Source organism: Streptomyces sp. NPDC003379, from assembly GCF_053589195.1.
In genome coordinates, this window is sequence record NZ_JBSFRK010000011.1 from 1 (window position 1) to 16499 (window position 16499).

16 protein-coding genes are annotated in these 16499 nt (G+C 73.8%); 4 read left to right on the top strand and 12 right to left on the bottom strand.

Translation table 11 applies throughout. The features are described 5' to 3' along the window. Positions 1 to 48 precede the first annotated feature (48 nt). Entirely contained in the window at positions 49 to 984 is a 936-nt protein-coding gene (locus tag ACWDVB_RS12455) for a M56 family metallopeptidase (RefSeq protein WP_451513671.1), read from the bottom strand. A 174-nt stretch (positions 985 to 1158) separates the two neighbouring features. On the opposite strand from ACWDVB_RS12455, the gene ACWDVB_RS12460 reads away from it, so the two are divergent. Beyond that, positions 1159 to 1800 (top strand): HAD family hydrolase, encoded by a 642-nt coding sequence (locus ACWDVB_RS12460; protein ID WP_451513670.1) that lies wholly within the window; start codon positions 1159 to 1161, stop codon positions 1798 to 1800. Between the two features lie 39 nt (positions 1801 to 1839). Here ACWDVB_RS12460 and ACWDVB_RS12465 read toward each other — a convergent pair whose 3' ends face one another. Continuing rightward, positions 1840 to 2463: a DUF5134 domain-containing protein gene (locus ACWDVB_RS12465; protein ID WP_451513669.1), complete on the bottom strand. Its 624-nt coding sequence runs from the start codon at positions 2461 to 2463 to the stop codon at positions 1840 to 1842. Positions 2464 to 2614: 151 nt separating this feature from the next. On the opposite strand from ACWDVB_RS12465, the gene ACWDVB_RS12470 reads away from it, so the two are divergent. Both ACWDVB_RS12470 and ACWDVB_RS12475 read left to right on the top strand, forming a co-directional pair. Next, a complete protein-coding gene (locus ACWDVB_RS12470) occupies positions 2615 to 4345 on the top strand; it encodes an FUSC family protein (protein ID WP_451513668.1) in 1731 nt (576 codons plus the stop codon). Further along, positions 4342 to 4878 (top strand): MarR family winged helix-turn-helix transcriptional regulator, encoded by a 537-nt coding sequence (locus tag ACWDVB_RS12475; protein ID WP_451513667.1) that lies wholly within the window; start codon positions 4342 to 4344, stop codon positions 4876 to 4878. The genes ACWDVB_RS12470 and ACWDVB_RS12475 overlap by 4 nt, the downstream gene beginning before the upstream one ends. A 219-nt stretch (positions 4879 to 5097) precedes the next feature. Here the strand turns inward: ACWDVB_RS12475 and ACWDVB_RS12480 are convergent, their stop codons facing one another. Further along, complete coding sequence (locus ACWDVB_RS12480) at positions 5098 to 6450, bottom strand: NAD(P)/FAD-dependent oxidoreductase (RefSeq protein WP_451513666.1); 1353 nt, start codon at positions 6448 to 6450, stop codon at positions 5098 to 5100. Between the two features lie 145 nt (positions 6451 to 6595). After that, a complete protein-coding gene (locus ACWDVB_RS12485; protein WP_451513665.1) occupies positions 6596 to 6988 on the bottom strand; it encodes a VOC family protein in 393 nt (130 codons plus the stop codon). A gap of 71 nt (positions 6989 to 7059) precedes the next feature. On the opposite strand from ACWDVB_RS12485, the gene ACWDVB_RS12490 reads away from it, so the two are divergent. Then, entirely contained in the window at positions 7060 to 7644 is a 585-nt protein-coding gene (locus ACWDVB_RS12490) for a GNAT family N-acetyltransferase (RefSeq protein ID WP_451513664.1), read from the top strand. Here the strand turns inward: ACWDVB_RS12490 and ACWDVB_RS12495 are convergent. From ACWDVB_RS12495 to ACWDVB_RS12530, 8 genes are all read right to left on the bottom strand, one after another. After that, positions 7634 to 8317, bottom strand: a complete 684-nt coding sequence (locus ACWDVB_RS12495; RefSeq protein WP_451513830.1) for a glycerophosphodiester phosphodiesterase — start codon at positions 8315 to 8317, stop codon at positions 7634 to 7636. The two genes, ACWDVB_RS12490 and ACWDVB_RS12495, sit on opposite strands and share 11 nt — an antisense overlap. A 76-nt stretch (positions 8318 to 8393) precedes the next feature. Beyond that, positions 8394 to 8519, bottom strand: coding sequence for a hypothetical protein (locus ACWDVB_RS12500; protein ID WP_451513663.1), 126 nt, complete (start codon positions 8517 to 8519; stop codon positions 8394 to 8396). Positions 8520 to 8596: 77 nt separating this feature from the next. Next, the gene (locus ACWDVB_RS12505; protein ID WP_451513662.1) at positions 8597 to 9262 is read right to left on the bottom strand and encodes a PadR family transcriptional regulator; all 666 of its coding nucleotides are present in this window, start codon (positions 9260 to 9262) and stop codon (positions 8597 to 8599) included. A 57-nt stretch (positions 9263 to 9319) separates the two neighbouring features. Then, on the bottom strand, positions 9320 to 10792 hold the full coding sequence (locus ACWDVB_RS12510) for a phosphatase PAP2 family protein (protein WP_451513661.1): 1473 nt from the start codon (positions 10790 to 10792) through the stop codon (positions 9320 to 9322). 196 nt (positions 10793 to 10988) lie between these two features. Beyond that, positions 10989 to 12386, bottom strand: coding sequence for a UbiD family decarboxylase (locus tag ACWDVB_RS12515; protein WP_451513660.1), 1398 nt, complete (start codon positions 12384 to 12386; stop codon positions 10989 to 10991). Next, positions 12373 to 13116, bottom strand: coding sequence for an aspartate racemase/maleate isomerase family protein (locus tag ACWDVB_RS12520; protein ID WP_451513659.1), 744 nt, complete (start codon positions 13114 to 13116; stop codon positions 12373 to 12375). The genes ACWDVB_RS12515 and ACWDVB_RS12520 overlap by 14 nt, the downstream gene beginning before the upstream one ends. Positions 13117 to 13227: 111 nt before the next feature. After that, a complete protein-coding gene (locus tag ACWDVB_RS12525) occupies positions 13228 to 14157 on the bottom strand; it encodes an amidohydrolase family protein (RefSeq protein WP_451513658.1) in 930 nt (309 codons plus the stop codon). Positions 14158 to 14232: 75 nt separating this feature from the next. Next, complete coding sequence (locus ACWDVB_RS12530) at positions 14233 to 16464, bottom strand: molybdopterin cofactor-binding domain-containing protein (protein WP_451513657.1); 2232 nt, start codon at positions 16462 to 16464, stop codon at positions 14233 to 14235. Between the last annotated feature and the right edge of the window lie 35 nt (positions 16465 to 16499).

Genomic DNA, 16499 nt, shown 5'->3' on the forward strand with positions numbered 1-16499 from the left:
GGGGTGGGGGCCATCCCGGTGCCCGGCCGCCAGGCCGTGCACCGCGGTCTAGCCGAGGGCCCGCAGGCCGGGTACGAACGTGACCAGGATGGGGATCACCGGCACGAGCGCCGCCGTCGCCGTCAGGCGGAGTCTGCGGGCGGCGGTGAGGCGCGGGCGGGCGGAGAGCAGTCGGTGGACGCGCTGCGGGACGTGCGCCTGCGGTGTCGGGCAGGGGCCGAAGACGCCGCGGTCCTCGTTCAGTTCGACCAGGGCGAGCGCGACCGTCAGCCGGCCGAAGCGGCGCGACGCCACGTCGTCGGCGGCGAGCTCCACCAGGCGGTGCATCTGGTCGCGGAACGCCGCGAACACCCGTACCTGCGGGAACCCCGCGGCCAGCGCGCCCGAGCAGTGCAGCAGCCAGTCGTGCCGGGCCTGCGCGTGGCCCTGCTCGTGCGCGAGCACGGCATCGAGCTGACGGCCCTTCAGGCGGCGCAGAGCGGCCGTGGTGACGACCAGTCGGGGCGCCTGGCCCGGCAGCCACCAGGCGTCCGGGCGCTCGCCCTCCAGGACGACGAGACGGTCGGCGCCCGGCTCCTCGCCGGGCAACAGCGGGGCGCGTACGAGGAGTTCGGCCCGCCGTCCGGCCCGCCGGGTCCGGGCCAGGGCGATCTCCCGGGTCAGCATCGCCGCGGTCCACACGCCGCCGCAGGCCAGCACCACGGCGGTGGCCGCCGCCCAGGGGCCCGGCGCCTGGAGGGCGTACGCCTCGACCACGGCGTTCGGCGCCGGCGCGAAGATATGACCGCGCACGGCCTGCCAGGCGGCGGCCGCGCTCAGCGTCATCGAGAGCGCGCAGCAGAGCAGGACACCCGCCACCACGCACTGCCAGACCCAGAGCGCGACCACCGGTTCGCGCTCCGGCCAGTCGGCGCGGGCGAGCATCCGTGGGGCGACGAGGGCAGTCAGGGCGCCCAGCAGCAACAGCGCGACGGGGACCATCATGCCGCCCAGCCTATGAGGGCCGGGCTACCGAGGGGTATGGGCCGCCTCCGCAAGTGACGGACGCCACGGTCGATGTGGGCACGTCGCGTACGAAATGGGCCGTGATCGGATCGCTCTGTGTCACCGCCGAGTGGCGACCGGCGTACGGGAGGTGGGACGCCGTAGTGTCGGACGATGATCGAGACCATCGTGTTCGACGTGGGGGAGACCCTCACCAAAGACGACCGCTACTGGGCATCCTGGGCGGACTGGCTGAAGGTTCCGCGGCACACCCTCTCCGCGCTCGTCGGCGCCGTCGTCGCGCAGGGCGGGGACGGCCTGGAGGCCCTGCGGCTCATCAGCCCGGACATGGACATCGCCTCCGCCCACCACGCGCGCGAGGCGGCGGGCCGGGGCGAGCATCTCGCCGAGAGCGACCTGTATCCGGATGTGCGGCCCGCCCTCGGAGGTCTCCGCAAGCTGGGGGTCCGCGTCATCATCGCGGGCAACGCGACCTCGCGCGCCGCCGAACTCCTGCGCGACCTCGACCTGCCCGCCGACCTCGTCGTCACCTCGGGCGACTGGGGCGTGGCCAAGCCGGACCCCGCCTTCTTCACGCGGGTGCTCGAAGTGGCCCAGGCCGGGCCCCACGAGACGCTCTACGTCGGCGACCACCCCGCCCACGACGTCTTCCCGGCGAAGCAGGCGGGCCTGCGCGCCGCGCACATCCGGCGCGGACCGTGGGGCCACCTGTGGGCGGAGGACCCGGCCGTGGCCGACACGGCGGACTGGCAGATCGACTGCCTCACGCCGATTGCCACGCTGATCGCCCACTGAAACCGGGCGGCCCCCGCGGCCGTCCCGGCGGCGCGCCGGTCAGAGCGTCAGCAGCATCGCCAGCATGCCGATCCCCATCGACAGCCTGCACGCCAGCGCCAGCTCCGGCCGGTCGCCCCAGCCGAGGACCGCCGAGCCGCCGCCTTCGCCCGCCGCGGCCGTCCGTACCGCCCCCACCGCCCCCACCGCCCCCACTGTCCCCACTGTCCCCGCTGTCCCCGCTGTCCCTGCGGGAGCCAGCCGCGCGCCGGACCACAGGACGTATCCGGCGAAGTACAGCAGGAGGGCGCCGGTCAGCGGGGGCAGGCCCGCGCCTCCGTGGCCCGCGTGCGCGCCCGGAGCCGTGATCATCGACACCGACATGTACACCATGGCGAACGCACCGATGAGGTGGTGGACGTGGTGGCGGCCGGCGCGCGCCGCCCAGAGCGCGTGCACCGCGGCCGCCCCGAACACCGCGGCGTAGCCGAGCCAGGTCCAGCGCGGCAGCGCGACCACCGCGGCGGGCACGGCCATCACCGCCATCCCGAACCCCATGAGCGCCTCGCCGCCCGCGGTGCGGCGCTGTTCCTCGATCCGGCTGCGCATCCGCAGCAGACAGTAGGCCCCGGTCGCCGCGCACAGCGCGACGAGCAGCCAGGCGGCCTGCGCCGGTCCGTGCACCGCGCACCTCCCCCTGTCGACGGTGTCGTCGGGTCGATGCCCAGGGCCGTGGAGCCGTACGCGAGCGCATGGGAGTGCACGGGGCGCACTTGGGGAGCAAGGCGGCCTACCGAAATATTTTCTGAGTAAAACACTTGCTAATGTTTTAGGTATGAGCAGTACGTCACCGTCCTCGCACCCGTCCCCCCGTCCCACCCGTCCGCGCAGGCTCCCGCTCGCCGGGGTGCTGCGCCCGGGCAAGCCGTCCGACATCTGGTTCAAGCCCGCGAGCAGTGTGGTCGTGGCCACCGCGCTACCGAATCTGACGCTGCTGGCCCTCGGACGGCTCGACCTCGTGATGTACACGATGGCCGGTTCGTTCTGCGCCCTGTACGCCCACAACCTCCCGTACGCCGCCCGGGCGCGCGCCCTGGCCTGGGTCGTCGCCGGGATGTTCGCGAGCGTGGCCGTCTCGCTGGTCACCGCCTCGCTGACCGGCTCCGCCGCGGTCCTCGTCGCCGTCGGCGCGGTCCTCGCCGCCGCGCAGAAGACGCTGTGCGACGCGACCCGCATCGGCCCGCCCGGCCATCTGATCTTCACCTTCATCAGCTCGGCGACCCTCTTCGCGCCGCAGAGCATCGGGCAGGTCCCAGGCCACCTCGCGCTCACTCTCGCCGGGGGAGCCGTGGCCTGGCTCGTCGGCATGGCGCCCGCCCTGGTGCGGCCGCACGGACCCGAGCGCCGGGCCACCGCGCGCGCCCTGCACGCCGCCGCCGCGTCCGCCGAAGCAGCCCAAGCCGCCCAAGCAACCGAAGCCGGGCCGGCCGCCGAGCGGGCCCGCGCCGCCGCGGCCGGTGCCGTGCACGCCGCCTGGCAGTCGCTGCTCGCCACCGGCGCCCCGACCACCGAGGCGCGGCGCGCCCTGGCCCGCCTCGTCGTCCGCGCCGAAGAGGCCCTCGCCGCGCCCACCGCCGCGGACCCCGCGACGCTGCGCTCCTGGGCGGCCGGACTGCGCGGCACGGGCGCCGTACCGCGCCCCGGCGACGTACACCCCGGGGAGCGCGACGAGCTGCTCGGCGTCGCCGCGGCGCTCGCCCAACCCAGGGTGCCGCTGTGGCGCCGGCTCGCGCCGGGCTCCCCGCTGCTGCCCATCGCGCTGCGCACCGCCGTGGGCTGCGCGCTCGCCGGATACGGATCCCTCGCGCTCGGCATCGGCCGCCCCTACTGGGCCCTGGTCACCGCCGCCTCCCTCTACCAGGCCAATGTGACGCTCACCTGGAACCGGGGCGTGCAGCGCGTGGTCGGCAACCTCGTCGGCGTGCTCGCCTTCGCCGCCATCGCGCCGTTCGCCCACCTCGGCCACGCCGAGCTGATCGTGAGCTGCCTCGCCCTCGCCTTCGGGGCGGAGGCGCTGATCAGCCGCAACTACTGGCTGGGCAGTGTCTGCGTGACGCCGATGGCGCTGCTCGTCACCGAGTTCGCACGGTTCCAGCAGCCCGGAGAGCTGATCCTCGACCGCGTCGTGGACACCCTCGTCGGCGCCGTGCTCGGCGTCGCGGCCGCCGTCCTCGTCACCAACCGGCGCGCCGCCGACCAGATCGAGCAGGCCGTCGAGGCCGTCGACCGGGCCAGGGAGCGCGCCGAGGCCGACCTGACGGAGCCCGGCCCTGTCGCGCCCGCGCGGCGCCGGCTGACCGCCGCCCTCGTCGACCTTCGCGCCGCCACCGACGCGGCCGCCGGCGAATGGTGGCAGCGCGCCCTGCCCGAAGAGCGCGTGGTCGCCGCCGAACGCGCCGGACACCGTACGCTCGCGGCGACGGTCCGACGGCAGAGCGGTGAGAACGGTCAGGGGACGCGGCCCCGCGAAGGGGTCGCCGACGCCTGGGAGGGCGCACGAGCATGAGAGCAGAGAACGGTCCGGTGGCGGGCATCGGTGGGGACACCGTGGCCGCGGTGGTGCGGCAGTGGCAGACGGTGCGCCCCGACATCGACACCGGGCCGATGGAGGTGATCGGCCGCATCAACCGCTGCGCGGCCCTCCTCCAGCAGGCCGAGGACGCCCCGCTGCGCCGGGCGGGCCTGACCCGCGCCGAGTTCGACCTGCTCGGCGCGTTGCGCCGCACCGGGCACGAGCTGACGCCCGGGGAGCTGGCGCGCGAGACCTTCTCCTCCGGCGCCGCGGTCACCAAGCGGCTCAAGCAGCTCCAGGAACGGGAACTGGTCGAGCGCCGGGCCGACGCGCGCGACCGGCGGGTCGCGCACGTGCGGCTCACCGACGCGGGCCGCGACCTGGTCGACGCGATCCTGCCGGAACAGCTCGCCTACGAGACGGTGGTGCTGTCCGTCCTCGACGGGGACGGGCAGGGGCAACTCAGCGGCCTGCTCGGCGAGTTGCTGGCCCAGCTGGAGGGGCGGCTCGGAGTGCGGCGGGGCTGAGAGCCCTGCGCAGCAACGCCCGGCACGCACGCTCGCCGCACAGCGCCCCGGGACAGGTGGCTCCGCCACATGACCTGGGACACCGCACGCCGATCGCACGCACCGACCGCCGCTGCGCCCGCGCTCCGCGCGAACGACGGGGGTTCAAAGACAGGCTCTGAGGCGGGCGCATGCGGCCCCTCGCCGCCAACCTCGCGGTGACGGGCACGGTGACCTCCGTCACGACGCGGCCGACGCCACCCGCGCGCTGATCTCCTCCCGCGACAGGTACGCGTCCGTCTTCTCGAAGTCCGCGAGCGTGGCGGGGCGCTGGGCCTGGAAGCCGGTACGGACGTAGTCGTTGCCCGCGACCGCGTTGAGTCCCCAGTTGGCGGCCGTGCGGAAGCGGGCGGTCAGCGTGCGCAGCGCCCCCAGGTGGTAGCCGCGCGCCACCACCTGGGCGGGCAGCCCCGTCAGCTGCACGCCCAGCGGCTTCGACACCGCCTGGATGCCGCCGAGGTCCACGACCAGGCCCATGTCCTTGTGCCGGTAGTCGGCGAGCGGCAGGCCGCGCAGCGCCGATACGACGTTCTTCGCGGCGGCCCAGCCCTGCCGCATGGCGTGCTGGGCGGTCGGCGGGCAGATGGCGTCGCCGCCCTTGACGACGTCCGGCACGGCCGCCGCGTCGCCGAGCGCGAAGACGCCGTCCAGGCCCGGCACCGTCAGATCCGGCCTGACGACGAGACGGCCGCGGTTGGTCTCGGCGCCGAGCGTCGCGATGAGCGGGCTGGGCGCGACGCCCGCGGTCCAGATCAGCGTGCGGCACGGCAGCACGCGGTCGTCCGTGAGCGTGACGGTGTCCTCGGTCGCCTTGGCCACGGACACCCCGAGCGAGACGTTCACGCCCCTGCGCTGGAGGATCTCCATGGCCTTGTCGCCGAGCCGCTCGCCCAGCTCGGGCATCAGCTTCGGGGCGACGTCCACCACGTGCCACTTGATCTGCGACACGTCCAGGCCCGGATAGCGCTTGACGGCGGCGCACGTCAGACGCTGGAGGTACGCGGCCGTCTCCACGCCCGCGTACCCGCCGCCGACCACGACGAACTGCAGCCGCTGCTCGCGCTCCTCGCGGTTCGAGGTGGCCGCGGCCAGGTCCAGCTGCGAGATGACGTGATCGCGGATCCAGGCGGCCTCGGCGAGCGTCTTGACGCCCACCGCGTGCCGGTCCACACCGGGGATGTCGAACTGCCGCGTCACGCTGCCCGGCGTCAGGACCAGCTGGTCGTAGCGTTCCACGACCTCCTCGCCGCTGATCTTCCGTACGATCACGGCCTTGGCCTCTGCGTCGATGCCGATGGCGCCGCCCGGCACGATGGCCGTGCGGCGCAGCATCCGGCGCAGGGGCACCGCGACTGCCTGCGGGGTGAGCACCCCGGAGGCGACGTGCGGCAGAAGGGGCAGGTAGAGCTGGTGGTCCGTCGGGCTGATCAGCCGCAGCTCCGCCTCGTGGGGCGCGAGTTTCTTCTCCAGCTTGTGCGCGCACTCCATGCCGGCGAAGCCGCCGCCGACGATGAGGATCCGGGGAGCTGCCATGTGATGTCACTCCAACACTGTGGGAGATCGTCTTTCTGGATCTTCTCGGGTTTCTGGATCTTCTGGATCTTCTCGGGACCGTACCCGTGGCCTTGTACCCCTGCATCCCGGATGGATGAATCGTGTGATGTGCTTCACACCCGTTTCAGATCCCCGGTCGGTAGCGGATGGGGTGATCGTGCGGGACCTCGACGAGGACGATCCTGAGGCCGTCCGGGTCCTTGATCCACATTTCGATCAGACCCCACGGCTCCTTGACCGGTGGCCTGACCACCTCGACCCCGTGCCCGGTCAGCTCCTTGTGCGCCGCGTGCACGTCCGGGACCTGGAGCCACAGCTGGAGCTCGGGCGAGGGAGGGGTGTCGGAGCGGCCGGAGAGTTCGAGGAAGCCGCCGCCGAGGAAGTAGACCGTGCCGCGTTCGGGGCCGGTGCCGAACTCGCGGTAGACGGCGAGTCCCAGCGCCTCGCCGTAGAACGCGCGGGAACGCTCCGGGTCGGTGGGGTGGAGAAGGGTCCTGCTGCTCAGTACATGCACCATGCGGCCGCACCTTAGCGGCGAGTTAGGCTCGGCGGAGCCGTAAGCAGCGCCCAGATCGGAGAACGAAGTCGATGGACACCGCCCCGCCTCTCCTCCCCGGCGAACTCACCTTCCGCGACGCGGTATCGGCCGACGTCGGCGCGCTCGTCGCGCTCATCGAGTCGGCCTACCGCGGGGACGCGAGCCGCGCCGGGTGGACCACCGAGGCGGACATCCTAGAGGGGCAGCGCACCGACCCGCAGGGCGTCGTCGAGGTCATCGATTCGCCCGCGAGTCGTCTGCTGGCCGTCGAGCGGGACGGCACGCTCGTCGCCTGCTGCCAGCTGGAACACCGCGGTGGGCACGTGTACTTCGGGATGTTCGCGGTGAGCCCGGCCCAGCAGGGCGCGGGCCTCGGCAAGGTGATCATCGCCGAGGCGGAGCGCGTCGCGCGCGAGGAGTGGGGCGCCCGCGAGATGCACATGACCGTGATCTCCGTACGCGATGACCTCATCGCCTGGTACGAGCGGCGCGGCTACCGCCGTACGGGGAAGATGACGCCCTTCCCGTACGGCGACGAGCGCTTCGGCATCCCGCAGCGGGCCGACCTGGAGTTCGAGCTGCTGGTGAAGGACCTCGGGGTCAGGAACCTCGGGGTGAAGGACCTCAGGCCGTGAATCGGCCGGTCCGCTTGATGTCGGGGTAGTCGGTGGTGGCGCCGTCCAGCTGGAGCGCGCGCACCAGCCGCAGATCGTCCTGCGTGTTCACGACCCAGCCGATGATCCGCAGGCCGGCCTTCCTGGCGTGCTCGACGATCTCCTGCGTCAGCCGCCGGATGTTGAGGACGAGGGTCGTGGCGCCGACGGCGGTGGCGCGCTCCACGACGTCGCGGCCGTAGCGGCTGGCGACGAGCGCGGTGCGCACGCCCGGGACCAGGCGCGCGATCTCCGCGAGCGCCTCGTCGTGGAAGGAGATCACCTCCACGCGCGCGACCAGGTCTCGGCGGTGCATGACCTCGGCGAGGGCGCGCGCGGCCGCCACGTCCTTGATCTCGGCCTGCAGCGGCGCCCGCACGGCGTCCAGGACCTCTTCGAACACGGGCACGCGCTCGCCGCGGCCCGCGTCGAGCTCCCGGAGCTCGGCGAGGGTCTTCTCGGCGATCGGGCCCTTGCCGTCGGTCGTACGGGCCACGTCGGCGTCGTGCATGACGACGAGGGCGCCGTCCTTGCTCAGATGCAGATCGAGCTCGATGAGATCGAGGCCCGCGGCTTGCGCGGCGATGAAGGAACGGAGGGTGTTCTCGGGTTCGACACCCATGACCCCGCGATGACCGATGGTGAGGAAGTTCAAGGTCCACTCGCTTCCGTCGACGGCGGCTCGGTGGCCGCGGGGCGAGGACGGAGCAGCCACGCGGCAATGTCGCAGCCTAACGGCCCGCCTCGGCGGAGGAACCGCCCGGACGAGGAGGAGCGGAACCCTCCGATCTGGTTCCCACGATGCCGAGGACCAGTCCGGTGACGAGGGCGGCGACAAGGACGGCACGGGTGCTCACGGCTGCGCTGCTCCCTACGGCGGGGACGGCTGACCCCACCCGTCCTACCGGCAGCGGGGCCACCGCGGCGAGCCGCGTCACCCGCAGGTGGGCGAGTCCCCGACGGGTTGACCGGGCGGCGCGGGACGCTCCCCCGCCAGGCGGTCGAGGTCGTCCAGCATCGCCTCGGCCAGCCCCGCCTCCGCCTCCAGACGCCGCTCGCTCCAGCGCAGGGCGACCTCGGGGTGCGACCAGGCCGCTGCCCCGTCCGCCCCGACCGTCCCGACCGCCCGCGCCAGCGCGTCCCGCACCTCCTTCAGCTCGCCCCTCGTCCGCGCGATGTGCCCGGCCACCAGCGCCCGCAGATGGTCCGGCGCCGTCAGATGACCGAGCCAGACCCGCAGCAGCAGCGGATGCTTCAGGACGGGCGGCCCGGCGTCCTGCCCGCTCCCCGCCCAGGAGGCCAGCGCGGCGCGGCCCTCGTCGGTGATCGCGTACGAACGCTTCGTGCGGGGCGCGTCGGGGCCGGAGCGGCGCGAGGTGGCGTAGCCGAGCGCTTCCAGGCGGCGCAGTTCGGCGTAGATCTGGCTGATGGCGGGCGACCAGTAGAAGAAGCGGAGCGAGGCGTCGGCCCACTTCTTGAGTTCGTAGCCGGTCCGCTCCCCGGGGAAGGAGAGCAGGCCGAGCACCGCCCAGGCGGTCGGCGGCAGCCCGCCGCCGGGAGGCTCTGCGTACCGCTGCGAGGTCGTTCCACGGCCTGCCATACGCCGCATTGAAGTGAACGGCGCGCTCCGGGCGCAAGGGGTATGCCACGGGGACCGTCAGGCCGGGCTGTAGACCGTCAGCGCGCCCCGCCGCTTGTCGAGGAGCAGGGAGTCGGGCGCGGGCGCCCTCTCACCGTCGTACGCCAGGTCGGGCACCTCTTCCAGGCCGCTGATCCGCAGCCGCTCGACGCGTTCGGCCCGGTAGACGCGGGAGCGCCGCAGCGCTCCGGCCAGCGCGGAGAGGGCGAGCCGGGTGCGGGCCAGCGGCGCGTCCGCGTCGACCGTACGGATGTCGAGCAGCCCCTCGTCGAGGTGGGGCCGGTGCGTGGGGGCGAGGCCGTCCGGCAGATAGCGGCCGTTGCCCGCGAAGAGCAGCCACAGCACGCGGTCGTGGCCGTCGAGGCGGACCCGCAGCGGCGTCGCGTCCCGCAGGACGCCCAGCAGCGACACGGCGGCCGCGGGCCACTTGCCGACGCGGCCCTCCAACGCCTCGCGCCTGCGCACCAGTTCGGGATAGAGGCCGATGCTGAAGGTGTTGAGGAAGCCCGTGACGTCCGCGCCCTCGCCGTCGCGGACCCGTGCCAGGTCCACCCGCACGGCCTCGCCGTGCCGCAGCGCGTGCGCGGTGTCCTCGAAGGTGGCCGTGCCCGCGTCGAGCGCGAAGTGGTTGAGGGTGCCGCCGGGGAAGACGGCGAGCGGGAGTCCGGCCGCCACGGCCCGGCGGGCGGCGGCGTTGACCGTGCCGTCGCCGCCGCACACCCCGAGCGCCCCGCCCGACTCGGCGGCCCGCGCGACCGCCTTGTCCAGGAGCTGCCCGAGGTCGTCGTCCGGCCCGCACACGACGATCCCGGCCTTCGGCAGCAGCCGCTCCACGTACTGCCGTGCGGGCGGTCGGCCCGGTACGCCCTTGCCGGAGCGGGAGTTGACGACCACCACCAGCCCCTCGCCGTCCGGCAGCGCGGGGGCGGCCACCCGCGTCCGCCCGGACCGCGCGGGCGTCGGCCGGGGCGGCCACCAGTAGCAGGTGACCGCCGCGGCGGCCGCGCCGAGCGCGATACCGGCGAGCACGTCACCGGGGTAGTGGACCCCCACGTACACCCGGGAGAACGCGACGGCCGCGGCGACCGGCGCGACGACGGCGCCGTAGCGGGACGACTCCAGGGCCACCCCGGTGGCGAACGCCGCCGACGACGCCGCGTGCCCGGACGGGAACGACGACGTCCACGGCGTCTTCGTCGGACGGCGCACCAGGGGCACCGCGTCGTACGCGGGACGGCCGCGGCGCACCGCGCACTTGGCGACCGCGTTGGTGGCCAGCGAGGCAAGGGCCAGCGCGCCCACGCCACGGCGCGCGGCGCGCCCGGCCGCGGGCCCGCCGGCGGCGGCGAGCGCCGCGGCCGCTGCGAGCCAGAGCCGCCCGTGGTTCGCCGCGGTGCTCAGCGGTGGAAGGACCTGCTCCGCGCCGGGCAGCCGCGCGGCCGCCACCCGTGCGAACCACCGCCGGTCGATGCTGCCGATGCGTCCCGTCATGGCCTCACTGCAACAGGGCGCGGGGGCCGCGGCCCGCGCTGCTCGCCCGAACGGGTCACGCGCGCGTCCACCGCCCACCGGACGGACAATGCGGACATGACGACAAGGCGCTCCCTCGACATACAGGTCAAGCGGGTCCACGACTCAGTACGCCGACGAGCACCGTCACATGGCCGGGGTAGCGGGGCAGTCCGTTTCAGCGCGCGGTGTCCAGGAGCCGCCGGGCGGTTGCCAGGCGCTCCGGGTCCAGGCGGATGCGTACGCCGTGGAAGTCCGGGCCCCGCGTCGCGTCCACGGCCATGCGGGACGTCGTGCCGTCCGGGGTCGAGGACGGGTCGAGTGGGCTGCCCGGCAGGCCGTCGACGACGAACACGTCGCGGTGCGGCTGAAGGTGCGTGGCCATGGCCCACAGCACGTCCGCGTCCCGGGTCACGTCCACGTCCTCGTCGACCGCGACGACCGTCTTGAGGTACGGGTCCCAGCCGAGCAGCGCCAGCATGACCTGCCGCGCCTGGCCCGGGCGGGCCGGGCGCAGGGCGACGTACGCGTGGAAGTGCGTGCCGGACGTGGGGTAGTGCAGGGCGGTGACCTCGGGGAAGCGGCGCCGCAGCTGGGCGGCCAGCTCCGCCTCGCGGGGCAGCCGGGCGAGGTTGAGGTGCTCCGCGCTGTTGCCGCCGACCACGTCGAGGAGGAGGGCGTCGCGGCGGCGCAGGACCGTCTCCACGGTGAGGACGTTGTTCGTGGAGCGGTCCGACGAGTAGCCGGAGAACTCCCCGAACGGCCCCTCCTCCGCCCGCCGCTCCGGGTCGATGAACCCTTCGAGGACGATCTCCGCCCCGGCGGGCACCCGGATGCCGCGGCGCGGTGTCTCCACCACGTCGAGCGGCGCCCCGAACAGCCCGCCCGCGATGGTGCGTTCGTCGACGTCGGGGCCGACCCGGGCGGACGCGGCGAGCAGGAAGAGCGGATGCGCGCCGATCACCATCGCCACCGGCAGGACCTCGCCCCGCTCCTCGGCCAGCCTCAGGAGCTGCCACAGATGGCCGCGCGAGTGCAGGCTCGTGGCCAGTTCGGTGCGGGAGTGGACCATGGAGCGGTGGTAGCTGAGGTTGCCCGCGCGGTCCGGCGCGTCGCGCGGCGCCTCCGCCGTGATGACGCCGCTGGTGATGTACGGGGCCCGGTCGGAGGCGAAGTGACGGATGAGCGGCAGAGCGGCGAGGTCGATCGCGGCGCCCTCCTCCACCACCTCCAGCACCGGGCCGTCGGCGACCACACGAGGTTCGCGGCGGCCCGCCGACGCCGCCTGGTAGGCGCGGTGCAGGCCCGCGCGGCCGGTGCCGAGGAGGCGGGCGAGGCGGTCCCGCGAGGCGAAGACATTGGTGATCAGCGTCGTGCCGAGACCCTTGACCCGGGGGCACACCAGCAGATCGTCGCGGCCCCGCGCGGCCAGCTCCGCGACCAGCGCGGCCACGTCCTCGCCCTCGATCTCCTCCGCCACGGTCAGGACGTCGTCGGCCTGCCCGGGACCGTGGGCGCGCAGGAACGCCCGCAGATCCTGACCGCTCGTACGCGGGGCCGCCTCAGTGCGTGTCACAGCACACCCCCGCGTGCGCGTCGGAGGCGAACAGCCGCCCCCAGCCCGGGGAGTCGACCCGAAGCCCGAGCAGCCCCAGGCCCGTGTGCACCGCCACCCGCGCCCCGTCGAACACCGGCTTGCCGAGCTCCCGCTCCACGAGCGCGGCCACCGGCGCCACCGGCAGCTCCGTGCCCGCCACCACCAGGCACCTGGCGTCCTCGGTGTCCGCGTCGAGCAGCAGCCGCCGCAGCCGCGCCACCGGCAGCTCCGCCGCCTCCCGTGGCGTCGCGAGGCCGAGTGCGGTGACCGAGGAGACGCGCAGCCCCGCGGCGACGTACGTGTCGGCGACGCGCCCGGCGGTCTCCCGTGAGCCCGCGGTGACCAGGGCCAGGGAAGGCAGGGCGTGGCGGGCCAGGAGGTCGAGCTGGCCGAGGGTGACGGTGGAGGCCGGCACGCCCGCCGTGGCCCCGATCGCACGGGCGATGGCGCGGGCGTGCGCCACGCCGTGCAGACCGCACGAGCTGCCGTTCCACACCACGGCGTCCGCGCCCGCCTGCGCCAACTGCGTCGCGCCGCGCGTCAGTTCATCCGACTGGGCGCGGGCGATCGCCGGGCCGCACAGCTGTTCCGGCAGCGCGGCGCGGGCCGTCGGGTGGGCGGTCTCCACCGCGACGGGCGCGCAGATCCGCACCGCCCAGCGGTCGACTCCGAGCGAGGTGGAGGGGAGGAGGTGGCCGATGCGCTGCATGGGGTGAGTCCGTTTCTCATCGCGGGGGTCGCGGGGGTCGCCGTGATCACGGGCGGAGCGGAAGGCGGGCCGCCGCCCTTGGCATCTCAAGGGCGGCGACGCGCCGACGAGTTACGCCCGCGACGCCGCATCCAGCGAGGCGTACGTGTCCTTCAGGCGCAGCCGTGCCTCCTCCTGGTCGCGCGGCGGGGGAGTGGGCTTCAGGCCGAGCAGCTTGGCCATGTTGTTGCCGAGGTAGCCCTCCAGGTCCTCCTCGGACAGGTGCATGCCCTGCGGCGGCGGGCCGCACAGCACCTCCAGCTCCCGCGCCCACATGCCCGGTTCGTTCGGCGGCGAGTCCGTGCCGAACACCAGCTGGTGGCGCTCCATCTGCTGGGCGAACTCCACGATCCGTGACTGGAGCAGCCAGCCCGACTCCCCGTACACGTTGGGCGAGTCGAGGATCATGTACAGCGCCTCGAAGCAGTAGACGCCGCCCGTCTGCACCCCGAAGTGCGCCAGGATGAAGTTGACGTCCTTGAACTCCCGGATGATCGGGTAGAACTGCGTCGGGATCGAGTAGGGCCCGTCCCCGGTGTGGATCAGCACGACAAGGCCCAGCTCGTCGCAGACCCGCAGGACGGGACGGAGCCAGTCGAGGGCCCGGTCCGGGCGGTAGGCGTGCATGTTGGCATGGAGCTTGACCATCTTGTAGCCGTACTCCTTGACGTGGAACTCCAGCTCCTTCGCGCCGTTCTCGGGCCCGAAGCGCGGGTTGTACATGAAGTTCCCGATGAACCGGTCCGGGTACCGCTGGATCAGTTCGGTGATGTACGCCATGTAGTCGCGGATGCCCTCGCGGCCGGTCCGCATCCCGTCCTGCCAGACGCTGTTGCCGGGCGGCGGCATGATGCAGCCGTAGTCGATCCGGCGCGGCTTGCCGTTGATCATGTACGGGCCGTCCATCATCTCGATGGTGCGCTCGCCCGTGAACGGGGAACCGTCGTGCCGCCACGCCTGGTCCACGACGTTCGTGGGATGCATATGGGTGTCGATGATCAAGTGCTTGTTCCTTCCCGGCTGGTACCGACCGTGTCTCTGTGGTGGACCGTTGGGGGACCCGGGGCAGGGCCCGCCTCACCCCCTCTCCGGGTCGAGGAAGTCGGTGGGCCGCACGGGCACCCTGGCGAGGGCCAGGCCCGTCGCCGCGCGCAGGGCGTTGGCGATGGCCGGCGTCGAGGAGAGGGTCGGTGGCTCGCCCACCCCGTTCAGGCCGTAGGGCGCGTCGGGGTGCGGCAGTTCGAGCAGGTCGATGGGGAGGGAGGGCATGTCCGCGATGGTGGGGATGAGGTAGTCGGTGAAGGACGGGTTGCGTACCCGCCCGCCCGTCACGCGCAGCTCCTCCATGAGGGCGAGCCCGAGTCCCTGCGCGCCGCCGCCCTCGATCTGGCCCTCCACGGCCAGGGGATTCATCGCTCTGCCGACATCCTGTGCGGTGGCCAGCTCCACCACCTTCACCAGGCCGAGATCGGTGTCGACGTCGACGACCGCCCGGTGCGCGGCGAACGCGAAGGCGATGTGCGCGTCGCCCTGCCCGTGCTCGGGGTCGACGGGATAGGTGCGGCGGTGCGTGAACTCGTACTCCGCCGCCAAGGGGCCGTGCGCGGCGAGGAGTTCGGTGAGCGGCCGGTCGCCGAGACGGGCGAGCCGCTCCCGCAGCTCCTCGCACGCGCCCCGGACCGCGCCCCCGCTCATCCAGGTGATCCGCGACGCGGACGCCGAGCCCGCGTCGCCGACCCGCGTGTCGGCGGGCAGGACCACGACCCGCTCCACGCCCAGCTCCGTGCGGGCGATCTGCGCCTGGACGGTGACGATGCCCTGGCCGCACTCGGCCGACGCCGTGTGGATCTCGGCGACGGGCTCGCCGTTCACCAGGGAGAGCCGTACGCGGGCCACCGCGCGGTCGTCGACGCCACCGGAGAAGCCGATCGCCTTGACGCCGATCGCGTACCCGACGCCCCGCTTGACGCCCTCGCCGTGCGAGGTGTTGTTGAGGCCGCCGGGGAGACCGAAGGGGCCCTGTGGAGCGGCGGGCAGCGGGCGGGCGCGGAGCCTTTCGAGGAGTTCGGCCGCGGGCGCGGGGCCGTCCACGGCCTGCCCGGTCGGCAGCACGGTCCCCGTCGTCATGGCATTGCGGACGCGCAACTCCACCGGGTCAAGGCCCAGTTCGCGCGCCAGTTTATCGACGTTGGACTCCACGCCGTAGCAGGACTGGACGGCGCCGAACCCGCGCATCGCCCCACAGGGAGGGTTGTTGGTGAAGACGGAGTAGCCGTCGATCTCGACGTGCGGCACGTCGTAGGCGCCCGCCGCGAAGTACGAGCCGTTGGCGATGACGACCTGCGACGTGGAGGTGTAGGCGCCGCCGTCGAAGAGCAGCCGCGCCTTCACGAACACGAGCTTTCCCTCGCGCGTCGCGCCGTGCTCGAACCACATCTTCGCCGGGTGCCGGTGCACGTGGCCGAAGAAGGACTCCTCGCGGTGGTAGCTCATCTTCACCGGGCGGCCGGTGCGCAGCGCGAGGAGCGCCGCGTGGATCTGCACCGACACGTCCTCGCGCCCGCCGAACGCGCCGCCCACACCGGAGAGCGTCAACCGCACCTTCTCCGGTGGCAGCCCGAGCGCCGCGCACATCTGGCGCCGGTCGTCATGGAGCCACTGCGTGGACACGTACACGTCCACACCGCCGTCCTCGCCCGGTATCGCGAGCCCCGCCTCCGGGCCGAGGAACGCCTGGTCCTGCATGCCGACCTCGTACGTCCCCGACACCACCACGTCCGCCGATCCCCGCGCGGCGGGCAGGTCCCCGTGCCGGATGCGGACATGCCGTACGACGTTGCCCGCACCGCCGTCCACGCGCCGCTCGTGGACCAGCGGGCCGGTGCCCGCGAGTGCCTGCTCGGCGTCGGTGAGGGCGGGCAGCTCCTCGTACGCCACCTCGATCAGGCGCAGCGCGCGGCGGGCCGTCTCGGGGTGGTCGGCGGCCACCAGGGCGACCGGCTCGCCCTGGTGGCGCACCCGGTCGGCGGCGAGCACCGGCTGGTCGGCGACCTTCATCCCGTACAGCGGCCGCCCCGGCACGTCCTCGTGGGTGAGCACCGCCACCACGCCCGGCAGCCGCCTCGCGCGGGTGGCGTCCAGGCGCCGGACGCGGGCGCTGGGGTGCGGGCTGCGCAGGGTCGCGCCCCACACCATGCCGTCCCAGCGCAGGTCGGAGGCGTAGGCGAAGTCGCCGCGGACCTTCAGCCTGCCGTCGGGGCGCCGCACGCTCTCGCCGATGCCATGGCGTACACCGGTTACGGTGCTCACGTTCCGTCACTTCCCTTCCGGGGTGGGGCTGCCGG

Coding starts and splice junctions, on each gene's coding strand:
- ACWDVB_RS12470 (WP_451513668.1), top strand. CDS start 2,615: ATGAGCAGTACGTCACCGTCCTCGCACCCGTCCCCCCGTCCCACCCGT.
- ACWDVB_RS12510 (WP_451513661.1), bottom strand. CDS start 10,792: ATGACGGGACGCATCGGCAGCATCGACCGGCGGTGGTTCGCACGGGTG.
- ACWDVB_RS12480 (WP_451513666.1), bottom strand. CDS start 6,450: ATGGCAGCTCCCCGGATCCTCATCGTCGGCGGCGGCTTCGCCGGCATG.
- ACWDVB_RS12505 (WP_451513662.1), bottom strand. CDS start 9,262: ATGGCAGGCCGTGGAACGACCTCGCAGCGGTACGCAGAGCCTCCCGGC.
- ACWDVB_RS12460 (WP_451513670.1), top strand. CDS start 1,159: ATGATCGAGACCATCGTGTTCGACGTGGGGGAGACCCTCACCAAAGAC.
- ACWDVB_RS12475 (WP_451513667.1), top strand. CDS start 4,342: ATGAGAGCAGAGAACGGTCCGGTGGCGGGCATCGGTGGGGACACCGTG.
- ACWDVB_RS12455 (WP_451513671.1), bottom strand. CDS start 984: ATGATGGTCCCCGTCGCGCTGTTGCTGCTGGGCGCCCTGACTGCCCTC.
- ACWDVB_RS12485 (WP_451513665.1), bottom strand. CDS start 6,988: ATGGTGCATGTACTGAGCAGCAGGACCCTTCTCCACCCCACCGACCCG.
- ACWDVB_RS12490 (WP_451513664.1), top strand. CDS start 7,060: ATGGACACCGCCCCGCCTCTCCTCCCCGGCGAACTCACCTTCCGCGAC.
- ACWDVB_RS12520 (WP_451513659.1), bottom strand. CDS start 13,116: ATGCAGCGCATCGGCCACCTCCTCCCCTCCACCTCGCTCGGAGTCGAC.